The organism is Hydrocarboniclastica marina, from assembly GCF_004851605.1.
GTDB lineage: Bacteria > Pseudomonadota > Gammaproteobacteria > Pseudomonadales > Oleiphilaceae > Hydrocarboniclastica > Hydrocarboniclastica marina.
In genome coordinates, this window is sequence record NZ_CP031093.1 from 2,862,056 (window position 1) to 2,882,114 (window position 20,059).

Below are 20,059 nucleotides of genomic sequence, written 5' to 3' on the forward strand. Positions count from 1 at the left end.
ACCCTGGACCCTGGAATAGATCGCACGCTTTGTTTTGTTAATCGCCGGGTTCCCGGTATGTGGCGATACGCTTAAGCCAACCCGCCAGCCACTGCTGTTTCTCAATAGGTTTCGGCGCCTGCTCGGCCCGGCGGGTAAGAACGGCCCCGGCTGCTTCCCGGAATCGCTCCAGCGGATCCGCCGCGTCGCTGTGGGGCATATGCTCGAGCACCTGCAACAGTCCCCAGCCCTGCCCGTTATAGCGCTCGCGCTCTGCCAGTCCTTCGCCCTTGAAATTGACGTAGTCAATCAGCGCATAGGTTCCACCGGCGGTCGAGGCCAGTGCAACCAAAGAGTCCCGCATCTGCTCCCGCTGACCGGCAGGCGCTGCCTCAAGCACACTGGCCAGAGATGTTCGGGCGCGATCAAACATAAAGGCAGCCTGAGCACCTTTAGTACCGGCCAAAAACTCGCGCAGGGACTGAACACGACTGCTGTTTTCCTGCTGCAGGAAAGCTTCCCGATCAGGCCACGGAGCATCCAGTGGTTGCAACGCCAGCAGCCATTCAGGAGGGCTCAAGGACTGCTCACGCATGAACGATATGAGCCTCGGAAAACTCTCCACGAAAGGCCCGTCGACCCCCGCGGGGTACCAGATAAAATGGCCGATGCCCAACGAGGGAAAGGCCTCCCCCGCGTTCCAGTGCACCAGGCAGGCTTCTTTACCGGCGCACTCGTTCTGAAAAACCATCTGCCCTACCCACTGTAACTGAGAGTCGGACAGGCTGAGCTCGAGATGGTCGGCCTGGTCACGACAGGCGGTTAACATCAGAAAGACACTCAACAGAGCAAAAAGGGGGAGTGCGAGCAAAGACGTTTTCATGTGCCGGGAGGCCTGGTGATCAAATGTAGAGACCGGCCTTTCGCAGAAAGGCCGGTGCAGCATAACGCCGAGATGCCGACGGCTTTCTCAGCCGGCGGTTCCCGCCTCCTCCAGCGCCTGCAGTACAGCTTTGGCAGCGCCCTCCGACGAGGACGGATTCTGGCCGGTGATCAAGTTGCCATCGACCACGATATGTGGAGACCAGTCTGGGCCACAACTGTATGCAGCGCCACAGCTCTTGAGCATATCCTCAACCAGAAACGGCACTACCTGAGTCAGCTGCGCGCTCTCTTCTTCACTGTTGCTGAATCCCGTGACCTTCCGCCGGTTCACGAAATAGTCCCCTGACGGCGTCTCGGCATCGCGGAAAACAGCCGGGCCATGGCAGACAGCGCCTACGACCTTGCCATCACGGCCGGCCGCTTCGAGCAGACGAAGAACGTCTGTGTTCTCTACCAGATCCCATAACGGCCCATGGCCGCCCGGAAAAAATACCGCGTCGAAGGCGTCCATGGTCACATCCGCCAGTTTCTTGGTGCTGGACATCGCGCTCTTGGCCGCAGCGTCTTTGCTGAAGCGGCGCGTGCTGTCCGTCAACGCCTCATCAGCCTCGCTGTTAGGGTCCACCGGGGGCTGACCGCCTTTGGGAGAGGCCAGCGTAACCTCGGCGCCGGCATCACGGAATGCATAGTAAGGGGCAGTAAACTCCTCGAGCCAAAAACCTGTCTTATTACCGGTATCACCCAATTGGGCATGGGACGTGAGAACCATCAATACTTTCACGGGAGTCTCCTTCTTTGACTGGCTGTGGCTGTCTATAGCTGGGCCAGTGTTACTGAACACGGTGACACTCAGTTTCCACTTTGTGACGACGCAGTCGGATTACAACCGGAGAGCGCTAAATTATTGTTGACGCAGCCTATTGGGGCTCGCGGTGGCCGCGGCAATGCACACGGTTTTACAGGTGGTTTTTCAGGAGAACGTGCGGTTGTTTACTCAGCGGGTACTGATTGCCGGCAGGTACTCATGCTAGTGTGCCATTTGGAGCACAGTGGCCCCTGTTGTAGAACTTTCGCGGCAGTCGCGCGGCCTGTCCGGGTGATACTGCGCCTGATTTCAGTTCACGTTCAGAGAGGATAAAAATGGCCCTTCACCATGCGGTACCCGGGGAAATCGTCGACATCCGCCCCCTTGGAGACAAGTTGGCCAGCACAGTTACCGCCACGCTGCTTAAATCCGAGCACCTGCAGGTTTTTCGTCTGATTCTGCCCGAGGGCAAGGAGTTCCGCGAGCATACGGTGCCCGGCGAAATAACAGTTCAGTGCCTTGAGGGCATCATTGAGTTCAGCGCCGGCGGCAAGACGCAACAACTGGCAGCCGGGGAATTGCTTTACCTCGACGGCGGCGATCCACACGCACTCAAGGGTATTGAGGATGCATCAGTTCTGGTGACTATTTTTCTCAAGCCAAAAGCAGAACGTTAGCACCATAGGCTCCCGCCAATACCCCTTCCCCCTGAGCGCCTGATGCCAGCCCTGACTGATCCCATCAGCGCGCCCGGGCCTTAGCCGTTACTCGTGCGCGACATGCTCGGACTACCTGTGACGAAAACACACAGTAAGTTACAGCAACACTAATGCAGGTTTCGTTGCGGTAGTGTGTACTGGCGTTCTGTGCGCCCATCCGGGTAAGTTAAGCAGGAACCTCTTGTATGATCGACCATGAGCAGTCGCGGCTCTACGCTCTGAGGCAGTTGAACCTGCTTGATACGCCGCCGAGTGAGAGCTTCGACCGGATCACGCGCATGGCCAGCCAGTTTTTCAGGCTTCCGATCGCCGCTGTTTCGCTAACTGATGCAAACCGGCAATGGTTCAAGTCGCGGGTCGGCGTCGACCATACAGAGATTCCCCGCTTTGGCGCCTGCTGCGGGGAAGTCTGTGACTCCAATGATACGCTTGTAGTCAACGATCTGTTGGCGTCCCCCAGATACAGTAGCAGCCATCTGGCAAAGACCGGGATCCGCTTCTACGCCGGCGCGCCTTTGGTCACTCGTGATGGCTACACGCTCGGCGCCATGTGCGTTCTTGGTACAGAACCCCGCGAAGCTTCTGAGCAGGAGTTGGCAGTGCTGCGGGATCTCGCTGCGATGGTCATGGCACAGGTTGAATTGCGGCACGCCCTGGGCAGAACAGATCCGCTGACAGGTCTGCCCAATCGCAGCCAGTTCGCCGAGGATCTCGAGGACATGGCCCGCGATAACCCCGACAGCAGTCGCGTCGCCCTGCTGACAGAGCTTGTCGATGTATCAAAGCTGGGCAGCCTGCGCCGGGTCATGGGGCCAAATTACCTGGACAGTCTGGCCCGTGCCGCAGCACAGCAGTTGAGCGCGATACTTAAACCGGGCACGCATCTTTATCACCTCAGCCCCTGGCAGTATGTTCACGTCGTCGAGGTGGAGGATGGCTTTGACCCGATCCGTGAGTCGCTGCGTGTCCGCGCAGAACTGGCAGACCTCAACACCCAGGCCATCAGTAGTGTGATGATCGACCCGGTGGTTGGCGTTGCTCCTTTTGCTATGGGCTCAGTTACGCCTGAAGATGTGTTGAGGATGGCACACAGTGCCTGTCAGGACGCCCGCGAAAGCGAGTCCGGAGCCGGGCTTTACTCTGCGGCACTGGACGCTTCGTACCAGCGTCGCTTTGCCTTGCTGAACGACTTTTCGGCCGCTCTCGGCTCTCCTGACCAGCTTCGCCTTGTGTACCAGCCCAGGGTTATCGTTCCGGAGGGCCACTGCCGTGGTGCTGAAGCCCTGCTGCGCTGGCATCACCCGAGTCTGGGCGAAGTCTCGCCGGCAGAATTCATCCCTTTGCTGGAAAACTCACCCCTGGCCCGCCCTCTGACGGAGTGGGTTGTGCAAGCCGCCATCAAGCAGGCTGAAGCATGGCGCGACCGGGGCATTGACCTCTGCATCTCTGTCAACGTGTCCGCCGCGAACCTTGAGGAAGAGGACTTCGCCGCCCGCATACTCTCTCGAATGGCTCTGGCCGGCCTGCCGTACAGCGCTATCGAGCTGGAGCTGACCGAGAGCGCGCTGATCAGCAACAGCAACGCCGCCCGTGGCCAGCTTGACGCACTTGTAGAGGCTGGCATCGAAATTGCCATTGACGACTTTGGTACCGGCTACAGCAGCCTGTTCTACTTGCAGCAGATCCCTGCCCATGTCGTCAAAATCGACCGCTCGTTTGTTTCCCACCTGGACACGGACGCGCGCGGCAGGGTTCTGGTTAAGTCCATGATCTCCATGGCCCACGACCTCGGCTACAGGGTGGTTGGGGAAGGCGTTGAAACCCACGCGGCCTATAGCATCCTGGCCGAGATGGGGTGCGATGAGGTTCAGGGCTACCTGCTGGCGAAACCGCTGGAAATCGATGTGTTCGAGAACTGGCTACAACAAAGTCCTTGGGGTCAGCGACAGCGCGAAGACCAGACGGCGTTGCCCAGGGGTCCTTCATCGGCCAAACGGCTGCCTCAACCAGCCGCGACAGGCCGCGCTGCGGTCGGTCGACACTGACCGGGCGCCGCGCTCCGTTCGAACCGATCTTATTGTTGCATTCGCGACCGCACAGAACCTGCTCGATAATGACAGAAACTATACAGAAAAATCCGTACGCACGTGCAGGAGCTATCTATACTCAGAAGAGATAACTTGAGTCACTGGAGCCCCTCAGCGTGAAAAAACAAGCCGTTCACTCTTCCTCTCAGACCTTGGCCGCGAGCCAGGGCGCCGCCTGGGCTCGCGCTATAGATCTGCTGATGCTCGGCATCATAGGCTTCAGCTGCCTCTACACTATCGCCCTTGCCTCACAGCACGACACCTGGGGTCTGGTTGTAGGGCTTTCCTTACCTCTGCTTGCTGTCGCGACTGTTCTGTTCAGGTTTTTGCGCGGGAGTATGGCGCTGCAATTCATCAACGCGGCTTTACTGCAGATATTTGTCGGATTGCAGATTCATCAGGGCCATGGCTTGCTGGAGCTTCATTTCGGCGTTTTTGTCGCGCTCGCTGTGACCCTGGCATACCGGCGTTGGGAGCCTGTGCTTGTCTCAGCGCTGGTGATTGCAGCGCACCATGTCCTGTTCAATGCGTTACAGGCTCAGGGGTGGGGGGTATTTGTTTTCGCTGACGGGGCCTCATGGATGATGGTGTTCCACCATGCGGCGTATGTGGTCATTGAAGCCTCCATTCTGGTTGCTATCGCCCTTGCCATGCAGAAAGACAAGCGTGTCACCGACGCCCTGGCACAGGCTACGCGGGCCATGCAATCGGAGAGCGGCTCCGTTAACCTGGACTTCACCGTCGACGCCGGTGATAACAAACTGCTCAGGTCCTTTGGAAACGCAATCGAGCAGCTGGACAGCATGGTTTACACGGTGACTCATTCACTACAAAGCCTCGCGAAGACCCTGCCCGAACTTCAGGCGGACAGCCAGAACATCTCCAACGATACCCAACAGCAGTTCAACCGAAGCCTTGCAGTAGAAGCGGCAACCGGTGAAATGGCACAGTCCATTGAGGCCCTGGCACGGCAGACGGCGAGCGTGGCCGATGCCAGCGAAGCGGCCTGGAACTCTAATTGTGAGGGCCAGTCAGCATACCGTGAGGCATCATCAGCGACTGGCAAACTCGCAGCAACTCTGAGTAATTCCGCTGAGGAGGTGCACCAGCTGTCGGCCAGTTGTAACGACATAGCCAAAGCGGTTTCGGTAATCGACGCAATTGCCGAGCAGACCAATCTGCTTGCACTGAACGCCGCCATCGAAGCTGCCAGAGCCGGGGATAGCGGACGCGGTTTTGCGGTCGTGGCGGACGAAGTGCGCCAGTTGGCTAGACGATCCCAGGAGACCACCGCCTCTGTCAGTGCCATAGTAAAAACGCTGGTACAGTTTGCCGAACGCTCCCAGGCTTCCATGGCGGAAGCTCTGGCAGAGGTCGCGCGCACTGTAGATCTCCATCAGCGGGCCGACTCCGCACTGGCCCAGATCAGCCAGTCCATTGAGGATATCCGTGACCGCGGACAGCAGATCGCAGCCGTAGTAGAGGAACAATCCAGTGTGAGCCGGGAAGTCGCTGCGGGTGCCCAGGAGATGAAGTCCACCAGCGAGGCCGTAAGCCAGAGCTCTGCCAGTAACGCGAAGGTGTTAAGCGCTCTTACCCAACGGATCAGAGAGCTGAACGCTGACCTGCAGCAGATCAGGACGTCTGACCGCGCCTGATGCAGCAACCGTCCGACCAGCGCACCGCGCTGACAGGACGCACGAGTCAGACCTTTTCCAGCGCACCTTCCTTGTGCATGGCGACATGGTCCGTTTTGTCACTTTTGATCTCATATTGAGGCTCAGCTGGAGACGCACGGCGCATACGGCCCATAAACTCTGTGTCGGCCGTGTGGACTTTCAGGATTTTGCCTGTGACATGTCCCACCTCTGAATTCCACCGAACGTGATCCCCGACCTTGAACTTCCTGCTCATTCGGCTGCCTCCTCTTGACTTGCAGGTCCTGGTTGCAGCCAGACTTTGCAACACATCCTACCTGGCCACAACTGATTCACTGCCGTTATACCAGACGGGTTGTTCAGTCGAAAATAGCCGGGGCGGTACGGTGAAGGCGTACGCTTTCGCCGAACCAGTCTGTAACTCAGGCCGCGTAAGGCAGAACCCCAAGGTACACCGCGCTAAAATGGCAGGCGCTGCCCCCAATGACAAAGAGATGCCATACCGCGTGCATGTACAGAACCCGGTCCGCCAGGAAGAACGCCACGCCGATGGTATAAACCACACCCCCAGCGATTGTGAGGTAGAGAGAGGCAGCGTTAAGATTATCGGCGAGATCCGAGGAAGCCAGCACAATCAGCCAGCCCATGGCGAGGTAAATACCGACCCGAAGCAACTCGTAGCGATGGCCGTAGATAAGTTTTAGCACTACCCCGGCAATGGCCAGGCCCCAGATTATTGCGAACAGAGTCCAGCCTACGGACCCCCTCAGGTTGACCAGCAGAAAAGGTGTGTAGGTGCCTGCGATCAGCAGAAAGATGGCGCAGTGGTCCAGCGTTTTCAGTATCGTCTTGAGACGCGGATGCCGGGCGGCATGATACAGCGTGGAGGACAGGTAGAGCAGGATCAGGGAGGCACCAAAGATACTGAAGCTGACAACCTTCCAGGCATCACCGGCGTTGCCTGCAGCGATCAACAGCACCACCGTCCCTACGACGCTAAGGATGGCGCCCAGCCCGTGGGTTAAGCTATTCAGCCACTCTTCAATCCGACGGTGAAACGAGAGTACGGGGATCGGCGAATCGTTCATGGACTACCTCGATCAACAATAGCCCACCATACTTTAGTGTACAGTTGTACGCAAACTGATTCGCTGGCTCGCCCTGGGGCGGTGAACGCTACCTCCTGACCGTCAAAAACGACATCGCCGCCCCTATCGAGGCGGCGATGACTGCCTAACCGGCTTTCCGCGCACGACGACCCGTACGCTATGCCTTCTCAGCTGCTGGACGCCTTCTTGTCGCGCTTCGCGACTTTCTTTTCCTTTGCGGTCAGCGCGGGCTTTTTCTTCGTTTCTTTAGTGCTTCTCTGCTCTTTACTCATGTTCACACCCCACGTAAATCCCTATGACAACACTTCGACATCACGACGATGCCGCCCCAAGATCAACCTGCGCTTGTGCCAGGCCGTTCCCTGGCTTTGCGCATGCACTGTTGCTCAGAGGATGTTAGCAGGAAGCCCGCTCTCCGATAGCGGTAGAAATACATATGCCGGGCAGGCGGACTGACGACGGGGCCACAATAAGAAATCCATTCGTAATAATGTCGACGTTATCTGATAATCAGGCACTCAACTTATCGACGGGTCGCCTGCCCTCTTTGCACCGACTCGCTGAGTCTGACTCCTAACATCCCTTATACTTGAAAGCTGACAGCCAGAGAGCCTTTACGTGTGACCGAAACAGAGCCCGATAATACCCTCAAGCCCTGGTGGGAACCTGTGGATATCGAAGTTGAACAGATCCGGCATTATGCGGTAGGGCCGGTCTCAGTTTATCTCCAGCGGCGCCAGTCCGAGTGGCTGCTTGCGTGGGAGAATTTCCCCGACTCCGAGGACTACTACCGCGTGATCAGCGAAGCCGTCAGCGAAATCCCGCAGCACCTGACGGTGAACCGCTATGTGTTCCAGCGACCACCGACGCGCTTCAGGCTCAAGCCTCGACTGCTGGACCGGCCAATCGTGGTTAAGACAAATCAACCGGTCCGCATACCCTCCGGTGAAAGCATTACTTTTTTTATCAGCTCCCCTGTTTGCGTCAGCGTTGAGTTGCAGGATCCCGATACTGTCTTGCAGGAGCTGGACACGCTCCGGCTCTCCGATACCTGGTTCGGCCCTTCAACCCGGGTGGGAGAGCTTTGCTACGCCACCAAGACGCATGCCCGCAATGAGAAAAGTGACATGCCCTTGCGGCCCCACAGAGCGGTCACGCCTGTGAATATCCGCAATCAGTCCGATGCTATCCTGGCCATCGAGAAGCTCAGTATCCCGGTACCCTTTCTCAGGGTGTATGGTCACGCTGACGGGACCCTCTGGACCGAGCCCGTCTCGCTGGAACATACCGAGGACAATCAGCTGGCCAAGATGGAAATAGGTCGCCAGCCAGCTGGTGCGGTTGCCCTGGCTGAAGCAAGAACGCCGCCCGCCCGTAACAATGTTGTACGCGCGTTCATCAGCATGTTTGCGGAATAGTTCGCGCGTAACCCACGGAGACCGAAATGCTAGACTCTCTGACCAGCCTGGCCGAACTGGACGGCGTCATCGCCGTCACGCGAGCCATTCTCATGGCAACGGTGGGACTTCTGGTGGCCGCGCTGGCTGCCAGAGGCGCTCACAAAGTAGCGTTCAAACACTTCAGCGCGCATCACAGCACCATGATTCGCCGACTGGTTTACTGGTTGATCCTGGGGCTCTTTGCCGCGTCAGCTTTGCGCCAGCTGGGCTTCAGCCTGAGCGTTTTACTTGGCGCGGCCGGGGTGCTGTCGGTTGCGATCGGATTCGCTTCACAAACCTCGGCCTCCAACCTCATAAGCGGCCTGTTTCTGGTTGGTGAACGGCCTTTTGAGCTGGGCGACATTATTCGGGTAGGCACTACGACAGGTGAGGTTCTGTCCATCGATCTGTTGTCGGTCAAGCTACGCACCTTTGACAACCTGTTTGTGCGTATTCCCAACGAGAGCCTGATAAAGACCGAAATGACCAATCTCACCCGCTTCCCCATCCGCCGGTTCGACCTGCTTATCGGGGTGGCATACCGGGAGGATATCGGTCGGGTCAGAGATGTCTTGCTGACCGTCGCTGACAAGAACCCACTTTGCCTGGACGACCCCGCGCCGCTGTTTATATTCACGGGTTTCGGTGAGTCGGCCCTCAACATCCAGTTTTCTGTCTGGGCCAAGCGCGGAAGTTTCCTTGAGCTGCGCAATAGCCTCCAGCAGGCGGTAAAGGAAGCCTTCGATGCAGAAGGTATCGAAATCCCCTTTCCTCACCGAACACTCTACGCGGGCAGCGAAACCGAACCATTCCCGGTGAGAGTTGTGGCAGAAACACCGGCCCGGGACGCCCCAACCGAGGGCCCAGAAGAATCTCGCCCCGGCTGACGTCTACACTACAAAAGACAGACTCTGCGGAATCGATGAAACAGCCGAAGGTGAAAAATGGCCAGCAACAGCGACAAGAACGCCAAAATGGATCGTATCCTGGCCGAGCAGCGCCAGTACATCGCCCAGCGGGAAAAGGGCTATCGGGAAAAAGCGCTCAAACTGTACCCCTGGATTTGCGGTCGTTGCGCCCGCGAGTTCACTCATAGCAATCTGCGCGAGCTGACTGTGCACCACGTCAACCACGACCACGATTATAATCCGTCCGATGGCAGCAACTGGGAGCTTCTGTGCCTTTACTGCCACGACGAGGAACATAGCAAGTTTGAGGCTTTCGTACGCTACGGCGGTAGCGCAGAGTCTGCAACGGAAGCGGCCACTTTCAGCCCATTCGCGGGCCTCAAAGAGGCACTGGAGCAAAAGAAAAAGTAACCGGTATACCGTGCGCCATAGCGCCATGAGGCCGGATCTGCCAACACGGGCGCTCGCCCCCTGGGCGCTTTCAGGTGAAGCGAGCCAGGTAATCCACCAGCCGGTTCTCCAGCCACGTCATCACCTGGCCGCTACGGGTTCCATCCGTCGTGATTGTGACATAGCTTCGCCAGGACATGGCATCGCGATATTTCAGAACGCGCAGCTGCTCATCCTGAAGCGCTGCCGCTATCAGCGGCAACGTGAGCCGGGCCCAGCCGGCGCCTTCCAATACCGCGTCCCGTATCAGTTCAAACTGGGCCAAAGCCAGGTAACTGGGTGATTCCGATGCCTGGGGAACCAGCAGGTCATCCCGCAGAAATGCCGTCGTGATTTCGGTGTGCAGTTGCAGGTCCTCAGGGTTCACCTGCGGCAGACGACACAGCGGATGCCCGGCCGCCGCGACGGTCAGCAGCCGGATATCGCCGAGCTCGCCCATGTGCAGGCTGGTATCGTTTACGCCCTCGGGCGCCAGGCCGAACGCTATGTCCACAGCCTGCCGGGACACCAGGGTCAACAGGTCCTGTGGCGGGGCGAGGTAGACTGAAATACCGGTTAACGGGAACCGTGCCTTGAGCGCCGCCATGGTCTGCCGCCAGAAAGCTTCAGGCAGGGCATCATCCCGGGCGATCCTGAGCGCTGATTCAACGCCAGCCAGCTGGTGTGAGCAACGCACCTGAATCTGACGCGCTGTCTGCACCAGCCGCTGGCAGTCAGCCTGAATCGCGGAACCGATGGGGGTCAGGCGCAGCTGATTGCCCGCTCGTTCGAACAATTGCACGCCAAGCTCGTCCTCAAGTGCGCTTATGGCCGTGCTGAGCGTGGTCCGGCTGCGGCCCAGGGCTCGGGCCGCTGCCGCCACTGAGCCATGTTCGACAACCATCAGGAAAAGCTCAGCCTGGGATGTACGCATAGCCCTTTTCTCCTCCACTTAATGGGACTCATGGTAGCACTTGGCAATCGAATGCGCCGGAATATCCGGCGCTGAGCGCTTCGCTTTTCGCCCCACACCAACGCTAGACTTCAACTCAAGCTGTTCCCATCCTTAACCGCCCGAGCTTGCCATGCCCGTCCCTTCCGTGAATGAAAAACAGGTCCTGAAACTCTCCGCATTCTCTGCAGGCGCGTTCGCGCTCGCAGGCATCGGCTGGGGTCTGGCTGCAGATTCACTGGTAATTGTTTTTGACGGCGCTTATTCGCTGGTCAGCCTGATCCTCTCCCTATTGTCTCTGGGGGTACATCAACTGCTGCAAAAACCGGCGGACTCCCGGTTCAATTTTGGCCGCATGGTCGCCGAGCCATTGACTGTAGCGGTTAAAGGCGTGGTTATCATGCTGGTCTGTGTCATATCGCTTGTTTCAGCGATTGCCGCGCTGGCGTCTGGTGGTCGCGAGGTACAGGCCGACCTGGCCTTGGTCTTCGCTACGGCGAACGTGGCCGGCTGCTGGTTTACCTGGCGCTACCTCCAGGAAAAACAGACCCGCTGTGATTCGGAGCTGATCGCCGCCGAGAGCCGGCAATGGCTGATGGATATGGTCATCAGTATGGCGGTAATGGGTGGGTTCATGCTGGCCAGCCTGCTGGTACTGACGCCTTTCGCCGCCTGGGCGGTTTATGCGGACCCGGCAATGGTAGTGCTGGCGTCGCTGTACTTCCTGACAGTCCCCCTGCGTATGACTGTCGGGGCAATACGCGAGGTAATGCTGAGCACGCCTGAGCCCGACCTTCGTCGTACGGTGACCCGACGCCTTTCGGCCCAGGGCATACGCCGCGATGAGATCCGGCTGGCGAAAGTAGGCTGCCACCTGATCGTCGACGTCGACGCCCCTGCCGCGGCTCTTTCAGACCTGGCCTCGACCCGGCGTAAACTGGAAGCCTGCCTAGACGATCTGCCACTTCAGGCCGTAATCCGCGTCAATTTCTACGCAGTGGGCGGCCCCCTGAGACTTCAGGCGGACTGAAAGAGCCGCCAATTCCTCAGTCCTTTTCACGTGGTCCAGCCCAACCACTCTCACGAAGCCAATCTACAGTATCTTCAAGCGGATACTGCTCGGCGAACGCCACCATGTAATCAATCTTGTTCACCGCATCCAGTGAAACTCGTACACCGGGCGGGAACTCCGGATCGACCCGATGGTACCGGGACCTTAGAAGCTGCCGACACTGATAATCGGTGATGGAAGTGGTCCCTTCCAGTATCAGGTTGACCAGGGGCTTAAGCCACTGGGTATAGCCCCAATCGACGTTTCTTCCTTTGACGTATTGCAGGATATTGCCAGTGCTTAACGACAGGACCTGGATATCCTCCAGCGCCGGCGTCGGCTGATAGCGCTCGTCCAGGGCCTGGGCTATGGCACACATCGAGGGGTTATTGGCATAGACACCGCCATCCACGAAGCCATCGACGGCCGGAAAATAGGTCGGCGCCGCAGAAGTGTAGAGGCCAACGTCCGCAGCGCGGGCCTGCCGGTCATCCCCTGGTCCCACAAAGTTGTGGAACAGTTTGGGTTTCCAGGTCCTGCGCTCGGGGCGTTCGTTGTCGAGGTCGAAGGTGGTAATAAGGACGTGCTTGGACAACTGGCCAAGCTCCACTTTGCCAAAGAGCCGTTTCAGCTCCCGCCGCAGAGGCAGTGTGCTGTAATCCGCGCCGGCAAATTTGCCAAGGTCAGTCAGATCGTCCCACCAGGAGTCGTCGAAGATCGCTGGCCCCTTGTCGATGTAAAGGGCCCGCAGTTGTTGTAGCTCAATGCCATGGGCGAGCCCCAGCGCTACGAGCCCTCCGGTCGAGGTGCCTGCGATCAGGTCGGTTGTGTCGAGCAGACGCTCAAGGCCGGGTGTTTGGGTCAGACGCTGGAGAAGAATCGTCGCGATCAGCCCCCGGATGCCGCCGCCGTCAATGGAAATTATGCGGTAACTCGCCATGCCAACCCTCCCTGGCATAAAAAACCCAATCTAATCCGGTAGGCCCGGATTGAATCCCGCCGTCCAGGCCCTTTTGCGGGCTCGGTCAACCTATAGCACGGCTGTTGCAAAAACCGACTTCGGAGACTTCAGAAGCTCGGTGGTCTGCGCAGCCGGGCGGGGCTTGCCGAACAGATACCCCTGCAACTCCTGGCAGTGTTGAGCCTTGAGGAAAGCAACCTGCTCCTCATCCGTCACCCCTTCCGCCACGACGTTGAGGCCCAGGTGATGCGCCAGCGCAATCGTGGCAGAGACGATTGCTGCATCGTTATGATCTTCCGCGATATTAACTATGAACGACTGGTCAATTTTCAGCGTATCAATGGGCAGCCGTTTGATATGCGCAAGGGATGAGTAGCCGGTGCCGAAATCGTCCATGGCAATAAAAATACCCTGGCTCCTGAGGCTGTTGAGATGCTCGCAGCTCACCTCAAGGTTTTTCATCAGGCTGCTCTCGGTGATTTCAAGTTCCAGGTCGCAGGGATTCAGACCTGATGCCCCCAAAACCCTCTGAATACGTTCGACAAAGGTAGGCGAACTCAATTGATAGGCGGAGATGTTGACCGATATCCGGGTGGGCGGCAGCCCCATATCCGACCAGATACGCGACTGCCGGCATGCCGTCTCCAGGACCCACTCGCCGATCTGGGTGATCATCCCGATTTCCTCCGCCAGCGGGATAAACTCGGAAGGCAGGACCAGACCCCGACCAGGATGGTGCCAGCGAATTAATGCCTCAAGGCCGACAATTTTCTCGGACTCGACGTTAACTCTCGGTTGGTAGTAAACCTCCAGCTCATTATTCTGCAGGGCAAGCCGTAAAGCATTTTCAGTCAGCAGCCTTTCAAGCACATGCTGATTCATCCGCTTGTCAAAAAAGCGGAATGCGCCCGAGCCTTGCTCCTTCGCCCGGTACATGGCGAGGTCTGCAAACTTGAGCAGACTATTGGCGTCCCAGGCATCTCTTGGGAAAACACTGCCGCCAACGCTTGTGGAGACGCTGACCTCGTGGTTCTCCAGCCGAATCGGCTCTTCGACAGTATCAATGACAGCCGTAGCGATCGCCGACATGGCATCGCTCGACTCCAAGTCTTCCAGCACAATCACGAACTCATCGCCGCCTAGACGTGCGACAGTATCTGCTTCGCGAACCGAGCCGAGCAGCCGGGATGCGATAATCTTTAACAGCTGATCGCCCTTCTCATGGCCGAGGCTGTCATTAATCTGCTTGAAGCGATTGAGATCCAGAAAAAGCACGCCAATCTGTCGATCATTGCGCTTGGCCTGTTCCAGCGCATGGTGCAGCCTGTCGTCGAGCATTGTCCGGTTGGCGAGCCCCGTCAGTGCATCGTGCGTTGCGAGGTATCTTATACGCCGTTCATTGTGGTTTGCCTGGGTTACATCCCGGGCTACGCCATGAACCCCGACAATGCTGCCATCGACAACTACGGGGAAGAGCACCACCTCCACATCGACCCGGGTGTTGTCCTTGCGAATTTTTCGCGTATGGAATTTTTGTGCATTGCCGAGGCGGGCACCATCGAACGCTGATCGCGTACGCTCCAGAAACTCAGGCACCACGTAGCGCTCTTCCGACATTGCCTGAAACTCCTCCAGGGAATAACCCAGAAGATATTCATGAGCCTCATTGATGGAGAGAAAACTCCCATCAAGGTCGCGAATGAATGCTCCGTCGGGATGGTTGTCGAACATTGACTTGAAACGTTGTTCGTTTTCCCGAAGCCGCGCCTGGGTCTCGCTGACCTCGTACTGTCGACCCCGCGCCAGCAAAGCCGAGCGCACGCTACTTATGAGGGACGCGGTCCTTACCGGTCGCTCAAGCACGACAAGATTGGGCAGTGACTGAACAGCCCGCTGCATGATGACGGAGTCAGCCCCCTGCCCCGCCAGAACAAGAATGGGCAGATCGGACCAGTCCGGTTCCTGGGCAACGTACGCCCGAAGGACGTCCATCAACTGCCCCTCGAGGGCGTCCTCCACTGTCAGTACTGCACCAGCGCCCTCTAGCAGGGCTTGCTGTAGCGCAGCCACACTGTTGCAGACCGTACTGATGACGCCGCCCGATGCCAGCACTTCGCTCGCCAGCTGCCCGTCCTTGACAGTCGCCGCGTGGATGAGCAGCCGCTGGGAGCGCAACTCGCTTTGTCGGTCAGGTAGACGGGTCATTATGCTCAATGTCAGGCTCTGCCCTGTATTCAGGGACGCCTGTCAAAACGCCATGGAAACGTAAAAGCGCATCGCCGACCTTGAGGCCATCGCTTGTAATAGACAGGGCGCGGATCATTTTCTGATGACCACCGCCTCGTTTCTTGAAGACCGAGATGGCCTGTTTGAGCTCGCCCCCATATTCGTAATGACGCAACAGGATGACGTTATCGGCCAGATAGCTCACATCCAGAATGCTTCTCATGGTTCCCACCAGGCCCGCCTGAACGCCGACCAGAATAGATGCCACACCGCGCTGGGACAGGTACGTGAGAAGCTCGTGCAGATGCGTAATCAGGAAGCGCTCATCCGGCGACGAGTTAAGGTAACCGTTAAGGCTGTCAATGACGACCACGCTGGCACCGCGCTCCTCGACGGCATGCTGCACAGCATGAGCCAGTTCGCCTGGTGCAAGCTCCGCCGGGTCCACTTCCTGCAGTGTCACGGTTCCCTCTTCCCAGGCCGAACGCAACTTGATGCCTAACTGATCCGTTCGGTTAAGCAGGGTATTCTTGCTTTCCTCAAACAGAAACATGGCTCCCGTGCGGCCCTGGGCAACCGCCGCCGCCAGCAACTGGGCCGCGATCGTCGACTTGCCGGTTCCTGCCGGACCATTTACCAGCGTGCTGGTGCCTGCTTCAATCCCGCCACCGAGCAGCTCGTCAAAAGCCGGGTCGCCGATGCTTATCTGCTCTTGGGCGCGTGCACTGCGGGACTCGGCGGCTACGAGGCGCTGGTAGACAACCAACCCGCCCCGAAGGATGTTGTAATCGTGGAAGCCGGACCGGAAACCGACCCCACGGTATTTCTGGATCCTCAGCCGACGGCGGTCACTGCCGTAGTCACGCTCCACCTGTTCAAGCGTCACCACACCATGAGCGATACTCTTCACTTCCAGATCACTGCTTTGGGTGGTCTTGTCGTCAATCATCAAGCAGGTGCAATTACGCTTGGTGAAATACTGCTTGTAGGCCAGCACCTGCCGACGGTACTTGAGCGGGCTTTCGGCCAGTAGCCGGAGCTCGGAAAGCGAGTCGATAACCACGCGTGTCGGGTTAAGGGCCTCGACGCTGGACAGGATTTTCTTGGTAGTCTGGCCCAGCTCAACCTCGGACGGGTGGAAAATTGTGTAATGCTGGTCGGGATCGAGCAGGTCTTCGTCCGGAACAACCTCGTGAATATGGATACCTTCGAGCCCCCAGTTATGCGAGGCCGCTACCGCACGTAGTTCGTCTTCCGTTTCGGAAAGCGTAATATAAAGGACGTCTTCCCCGCGCCGCGCGCCCTCCAGCAGGAACTGAAGTCCCAGTGTGGTTTTGCCGGCGCCCGGCGTCCCTTCTATGAGATAGAGTCTGTTAGGGGTAAAGCCACCGCACAACACGTCGTCCAGGCCATCAATGCCCGTCGAGATCATGGGCGAGGTTTCGCGTACTTTCGAATTCATATAGAAGCCCGGTCACGGGTGTTAAACAATATGCAGCGCCGAAAAGCCCATCGCCCGCGGGACGCGTTGTCATCGCAAAGCATGCCCATGCGGTTAAGGCGCTTCAGTTCTCAACATCAAATATTAACAGGCTTCTGAAAAACGTACATTGTCATACAGCAATGTGGCCGTAGCTGAACCTTCACCCGGCCCGGCCCGTGCAGCTCCGGACTGTTTAACGGCCGAAGACTGTTTGACGACTGAAGACTATGTGACGGCTGAAGATTAGGGTGATGGGTGATGGATGACGGGCTAGGGGTCAGGGACCGACTGGGCCGGGATCGTCTGCCAGCAGTTGCTGCACCTTATCGGTCAGCACCTGACGCCGAGCCTGGCGCTCCTGCTCCGATAGCGTGCGGTCGCGATCCAGACGCATGCTCTCGATGGTATAGCGGGTCATTTCCTCTTCACGGTCGAACAGGGCCCCAGCCAGTTCATCGCCGAGATGGGCCCGGCGCATGATCTCCAGCTGCTCCAGATAACCCGCAAGAACATCGGGCTCGACCTCTGCCTGCAGGGAGGACCCAACCTCGCGATAGGCATTCGAATAGCGGGCGAACCGCTCCACCACATCTGCAGCCTGCTCTCCGGCCGATCCGCCTAAACCCGTTCTAACCAGCAGCTGAAGCTCTTCAACCTGGGCCGGACTAAGCGGCTCTCTCGTGCCGAGGAAGACCTGGTTAAGCCCGGGCAGCATGCTATCGTTCACTATCAGGTTACCGGCGTCGTCCAGTTCCAGGTCTGCCAGAACAGCTGAGACCCTGTCGAGGTCGAATTCATGAGACTGGGCCGGCGCCGGCTCGAGAACAGCCGAGCCTCCGTCTGTAGACTCAACCTGTGGCGTCGCCGTGCCCTGACCCTGCAGGCGGAACCAGTCGAGTAAAGCCTCAATCCCTGTATTCGAAAATGTTGGCTCTTCGATCTCAGTGCGTTCTGCCACCGGCTTTTCCTGAGAGGAGAAAAAAACAAAGCCGACAGCGCCTGCAAGCAACACAGAACCCACGCAAATTAGCGTAAGGGAAAACCTGGACAGTGACCATTTGCTGTTCATGTAGCTCCTGCGCCAGCGCAAGGCCCAGGCGGGTTGGCGTTTTCGGCTCAGCCTCTACCTCAGGACCCCGGCCCAACGCGATCCGGGCCGCGTTCGTGTCACGAAACAGAGTTCATAAGGCACAGCCGGCCTGGAGCGTCCCGCCCCGCGGCCCCCATGGGAGGTGTCGTCCAACGAAACCGGTGTTATATCGAGTCTGACCCGCACCAGACCGGACCGGCCTCTCGCATAAAAATCTCGACTGTTTTGGGACCGATGCCATCGAACTCCCTCAAGCGCCTGTCGAGGTCTTTGCGGCTGTCACTGACTTCGAAAATTGTCCCGACCCGGCCTTTATATTCCGTATTCAGACGGTCGCAAAGCTTGAGCAAACGTTCGGCAGTGGACTCATCGTAACGAACGTACCGGCCTTCGCCAAGCATGTCGACCAACGTCTGCCAACTGCAATTACAGAGCTTGCGAGGACTGTCGCGTTTATATTTGTCGACGATGACATGGTAGGCATCCACAGCGATGTCCTGCTGAATCCGTTTGCCAAAGAGAAAACTGGCAAGGAACCATTTGAACAGCGCAGCTTCGTCCCCTTTAGCCAGGGTAATGCCGAGATCTTTCGCCTTCACTTCGTGAGCCATTGACCGCCCCTTTCACCCCGAGTAGCTGGCCAAACCGACCAGCAGTAGTCACAACATGAAAAAGCGGCCCGAAGGCCGCCTGTCAACATGCTTGATCACTAGAGCTTGCCAGACAACTGCAGGCATCCCTACCGCGCTGCAGCTGGCTTGATCGTTACAGCCCCTACTTCAGCTATCAAGCCTGTCTGGGCTCGCTTATCAATTGGAGCCCGTTCCCATGGAGCTGGTTCCGGTCGTGCTGCCGGATTCCATGCCCGGAGTTCCGGGCTGTTGCTGGTTACGGCTGTCAAACTCTTCCTGGCTCACAGCGTCATCTCGATCCTGGTCGTAGTACTCCATATTCTGTTGCCCAAGATTGTCCTGATCATTGCCCTGTGTGCCGGCCGCGGTGCTGCCGTAGGTATTCAGCTCGTTCTCGTCCAGCATATTGTCCTGGTTGCGGTCCAGGTCGCTGAACGACTGCGTGGAACGCTGGTCGGCCATTGAACCCTGTGTGTTCTGGCTGCCCATGTCGTTCTTGTTACCCATGGTGTTCTGGTTAGTCATAGTGCCCTGGCCGGAGGTGCTGTCGGTCATGGAGCGCTCTTGTTGCCCCTGATCCTGGGTTCCTGCAGCGCTGGCGTTCCCCATCGTTTCATTGGCCAATGTCGGCGCAGCGAAAAACATCATCGAGGTTGCGGTCGCGATTGCGAGTGCTGTCTTTTTCATGTCGCTCTCCTTTTCGACTACAGACTAGTGAATGCTAGCTGTTGTTGTGTTGCAGCATCAGAGTCACCTCCATTTGCCCATTCTGGCCAGTTACCGTGCGGTCATTTTTCGTACAGACCTTTCGCTGAGCTTCGGCCTGTCGGGCCGTCCATTATTGGCTGCTTCCGCTCCCCCGTCTGGTTTTGCCCTCCTACTGGCGGCATACTGCGTTCGGACAGGGCATACCCCATCAATGCTATCAATAATCGAAGATTCAGTTCATGAACCTAAAACACCTGACGAGCATACTCGGCGCCCTGGCGATCGGGCTTGCGAGCACAACATCTGCGCTGGGGGAAACCCCGGCCAACACCACTGAAAAGGAGCAGCCCATGGTTGTTTTTGAAACGTCAAAAGGCGAGATCACACTGGAACTGTTCGAAGAGCAAGCGCCAGTCACTGTTGAGAATTTCCTCTCCTATGTCGACGAAGGTTTCTACGACGGCACGATTTTCCACCGGGTTATCCCGGGCTTCATGGTCCAGGGGGGCGGCTTTACGCCCGACATGAAGCAGAAGCAGACCAAGGCTCCCATAAAAAATGAAGCGGACAACGGCCTCAAGAATGAACGCGGGAACCTGTCGATGGCTCGCACTCAGGACGTAAACAGCGCCACGACCCAGTTCTTTATCAATGTTACCGATAACGAATTCCTGGACCACGGCTCGCGTGATTTCGGTTACGCCGTATTCGCCCGGGTAGTTGATGGCATGGACGTCGTGGACGAGATTGTGGCCGTGCCGACGGGTCGTTCGGGAATGCATAGTGATGTTCCCAAAGAGCCCGTACTGATTGAGCGTGCACGGCGTAAAGAATGATTTTTCGCGCAGCCGGCGAGCCCTGCGTCGGCTAGGCGGACACTTCTGCCAGGTTCCCGGCCGCCAGAAAGCGATACGCAAGTGTTCCAAAATGGTTTTAGC

Annotated in this window: 19 protein-coding genes; 8 read left to right on the top strand and 11 right to left on the bottom strand. The window is 57.9% G+C overall.

What is annotated here, in order from left to right; all coding sequences use genetic code 11:
• Positions 1–37 precede the first annotated feature (37 nt).
• Positions 38–862, bottom strand: a complete 825-nt coding sequence (locus soil367_RS12760; protein WP_136549454.1) for a hypothetical protein — start codon at positions 860–862, stop codon at positions 38–40.
• A gap of 87 nt (positions 863–949) precedes the next feature.
• Entirely contained in the window at positions 950–1,633 is a 684-nt protein-coding gene (locus soil367_RS12765; RefSeq protein ID WP_425459984.1) for a type 1 glutamine amidotransferase domain-containing protein, read from the bottom strand.
• 371 nt (positions 1,634–2,004) lie between these two features.
• Between soil367_RS12765 and soil367_RS12770 the strand changes: the two genes are divergently transcribed.
• The 3 genes from soil367_RS12770 to soil367_RS12780 all read left to right on the top strand — a co-directional run bounded on the left by soil367_RS12770 (position 2,005) and on the right by soil367_RS12780 (position 6,133).
• On the top strand, positions 2,005–2,346 hold the full coding sequence (locus soil367_RS12770; protein ID WP_136549456.1) for a cupin domain-containing protein: 342 nt from the start codon (positions 2,005–2,007) through the stop codon (positions 2,344–2,346).
• Positions 2,347–2,573: 227 nt separating this feature from the next.
• Positions 2,574–4,433: a sensor domain-containing phosphodiesterase gene (locus soil367_RS12775; protein ID WP_136549457.1), complete on the top strand. Its 1,860-nt coding sequence runs from the start codon at positions 2,574–2,576 to the stop codon at positions 4,431–4,433.
• A 158-nt stretch (positions 4,434–4,591) separates the two neighbouring features.
• Positions 4,592–6,133: a methyl-accepting chemotaxis protein gene (locus soil367_RS12780; RefSeq protein WP_136549458.1), complete on the top strand. Its 1,542-nt coding sequence runs from the start codon at positions 4,592–4,594 to the stop codon at positions 6,131–6,133.
• 46 nt (positions 6,134–6,179) lie between these two features.
• Here the strand turns inward: soil367_RS12780 and soil367_RS12785 are convergent, their stop codons facing one another.
• Together soil367_RS12785 and trhA are read right to left on the bottom strand one after the other, a co-directional pair.
• A complete protein-coding gene (locus soil367_RS12785; protein WP_136549459.1) occupies positions 6,180–6,389 on the bottom strand; it encodes a hypervirulence associated TUDOR domain-containing protein in 210 nt (69 codons plus the stop codon).
• Between the two features lie 166 nt (positions 6,390–6,555).
• Positions 6,556–7,221, bottom strand: a complete 666-nt coding sequence (gene trhA / locus soil367_RS12790; RefSeq protein WP_136549460.1) for a PAQR family membrane homeostasis protein TrhA — start codon at positions 7,219–7,221, stop codon at positions 6,556–6,558.
• A gap of 641 nt (positions 7,222–7,862) precedes the next feature.
• On the opposite strand from trhA, the gene soil367_RS12795 reads away from it, so the two are divergent.
• Genes soil367_RS12795 through soil367_RS12805 form a run of 3 tightly spaced genes read left to right on the top strand, consistent with a single transcriptional unit; the run spans position 7,863 to position 10,000 of the window.
• Positions 7,863–8,660, top strand: coding sequence for a DUF432 domain-containing protein (locus soil367_RS12795; protein ID WP_136549461.1), 798 nt, complete (start codon positions 7,863–7,865; stop codon positions 8,658–8,660).
• 26 nt (positions 8,661–8,686) lie between these two features.
• On the top strand, positions 8,687–9,568 hold the full coding sequence (locus tag soil367_RS12800) for a mechanosensitive ion channel family protein (protein WP_136549462.1): 882 nt from the start codon (positions 8,687–8,689) through the stop codon (positions 9,566–9,568).
• A gap of 57 nt (positions 9,569–9,625) precedes the next feature.
• Positions 9,626–10,000 carry a YajD family HNH nuclease gene (locus tag soil367_RS12805; RefSeq protein ID WP_136549463.1) on the top strand — a complete coding sequence of 125 codons (375 nt, stop codon included), beginning with the start codon at positions 9,626–9,628 and terminating at the stop codon, positions 9,998–10,000.
• A 70-nt stretch (positions 10,001–10,070) separates the two neighbouring features.
• Here soil367_RS12805 and soil367_RS12810 read toward each other — a convergent pair whose 3' ends face one another.
• A complete protein-coding gene (locus soil367_RS12810; protein ID WP_136549464.1) occupies positions 10,071–10,952 on the bottom strand; it encodes a LysR family transcriptional regulator in 882 nt (293 codons plus the stop codon).
• Between the two features lie 151 nt (positions 10,953–11,103).
• Between soil367_RS12810 and soil367_RS12815 the strand changes: the two genes are divergently transcribed.
• Entirely contained in the window at positions 11,104–12,000 is an 897-nt protein-coding gene (locus soil367_RS12815) for a cation efflux transmembrane domain-containing protein (RefSeq protein WP_136549465.1), read from the top strand.
• A 16-nt stretch (positions 12,001–12,016) separates the two neighbouring features.
• On the opposite strand, the gene soil367_RS12820 is transcribed toward soil367_RS12815, so the two are convergent.
• The 6 genes from soil367_RS12820 to soil367_RS12845 form a co-directional block, all read right to left on the bottom strand.
• Positions 12,017–12,961: a patatin-like phospholipase family protein gene (locus soil367_RS12820; RefSeq protein WP_172962343.1), complete on the bottom strand. Its 945-nt coding sequence runs from the start codon at positions 12,959–12,961 to the stop codon at positions 12,017–12,019.
• A gap of 90 nt (positions 12,962–13,051) precedes the next feature.
• Complete coding sequence (locus soil367_RS12825; RefSeq protein ID WP_136549467.1) at positions 13,052–15,187, bottom strand: putative bifunctional diguanylate cyclase/phosphodiesterase; 2,136 nt, start codon at positions 15,185–15,187, stop codon at positions 13,052–13,054.
• On the bottom strand, positions 15,171–16,670 hold the full coding sequence (locus tag soil367_RS12830) for an ATPase domain-containing protein (protein ID WP_136549468.1): 1,500 nt from the start codon (positions 16,668–16,670) through the stop codon (positions 15,171–15,173). Before soil367_RS12830 ends, soil367_RS12825 begins: the two co-directional genes overlap by 17 nt.
• A gap of 298 nt (positions 16,671–16,968) precedes the next feature.
• Complete coding sequence (locus soil367_RS12835) at positions 16,969–17,649, bottom strand: lipase secretion chaperone (RefSeq protein ID WP_172962344.1); 681 nt, start codon at positions 17,647–17,649, stop codon at positions 16,969–16,971.
• 296 nt (positions 17,650–17,945) lie between these two features.
• Positions 17,946–18,392 (bottom strand): HhH-GDP family DNA glycosylase, encoded by a 447-nt coding sequence (locus soil367_RS12840; protein WP_136549470.1) that lies wholly within the window; start codon positions 18,390–18,392, stop codon positions 17,946–17,948.
• 198 nt (positions 18,393–18,590) lie between these two features.
• Positions 18,591–19,100, bottom strand: a complete 510-nt coding sequence (locus soil367_RS12845) for an EF-hand domain-containing protein (RefSeq protein WP_136549471.1) — start codon at positions 19,098–19,100, stop codon at positions 18,591–18,593.
• A gap of 371 nt (positions 19,101–19,471) precedes the next feature.
• Between soil367_RS12845 and soil367_RS12850 the strand changes: the two genes are divergently transcribed.
• Entirely contained in the window at positions 19,472–19,957 is a 486-nt protein-coding gene (locus soil367_RS12850) for a peptidylprolyl isomerase (RefSeq protein WP_136550624.1), read from the top strand.
• Positions 19,958–20,059 lie beyond the last annotated feature (102 nt).

Coding starts and splice junctions, on each gene's coding strand:
- soil367_RS12760 (WP_136549454.1), bottom strand. CDS start 862: ATGAAAACGTCTTTGCTCGCACTCCCCCTTTTTGCTCTGTTGAGTGTC.
- soil367_RS12765 (WP_425459984.1), bottom strand. CDS start 1,633: ATGGTTCTCACGTCCCATGCCCAATTGGGTGATACCGGTAATAAGACA.
- soil367_RS12770 (WP_136549456.1), top strand. CDS start 2,005: ATGGCCCTTCACCATGCGGTACCCGGGGAAATCGTCGACATCCGCCCC.
- soil367_RS12775 (WP_136549457.1), top strand. CDS start 2,574: ATGATCGACCATGAGCAGTCGCGGCTCTACGCTCTGAGGCAGTTGAAC.
- soil367_RS12785 (WP_136549459.1), bottom strand. CDS start 6,389: ATGAGCAGGAAGTTCAAGGTCGGGGATCACGTTCGGTGGAATTCAGAG.
- trhA (WP_136549460.1), bottom strand. CDS start 7,221: ATGAACGATTCGCCGATCCCCGTACTCTCGTTTCACCGTCGGATTGAA.
- soil367_RS12800 (WP_136549462.1), top strand. CDS start 8,687: ATGCTAGACTCTCTGACCAGCCTGGCCGAACTGGACGGCGTCATCGCC.
- soil367_RS12805 (WP_136549463.1), top strand. CDS start 9,626: ATGGCCAGCAACAGCGACAAGAACGCCAAAATGGATCGTATCCTGGCC.
- soil367_RS12810 (WP_136549464.1), bottom strand. CDS start 10,952: ATGCGTACATCCCAGGCTGAGCTTTTCCTGATGGTTGTCGAACATGGC.
- soil367_RS12815 (WP_136549465.1), top strand. CDS start 11,104: ATGCCCGTCCCTTCCGTGAATGAAAAACAGGTCCTGAAACTCTCCGCA.
- soil367_RS12820 (WP_172962343.1), bottom strand. CDS start 12,961: ATGGCGAGTTACCGCATAATTTCCATTGACGGCGGCGGCATCCGGGGG.
- soil367_RS12825 (WP_136549467.1), bottom strand. CDS start 15,187: ATGACCCGTCTACCTGACCGACAAAGCGAGTTGCGCTCCCAGCGGCTG.
- soil367_RS12830 (WP_136549468.1), bottom strand. CDS start 16,670: ATGAATTCGAAAGTACGCGAAACCTCGCCCATGATCTCGACGGGCATT.
- soil367_RS12840 (WP_136549470.1), bottom strand. CDS start 18,392: ATGGCTCACGAAGTGAAGGCGAAAGATCTCGGCATTACCCTGGCTAAA.
- soil367_RS12845 (WP_136549471.1), bottom strand. CDS start 19,100: ATGAAAAAGACAGCACTCGCAATCGCGACCGCAACCTCGATGATGTTT.
- soil367_RS12850 (WP_136550624.1), top strand. CDS start 19,472: ATGGTTGTTTTTGAAACGTCAAAAGGCGAGATCACACTGGAACTGTTC.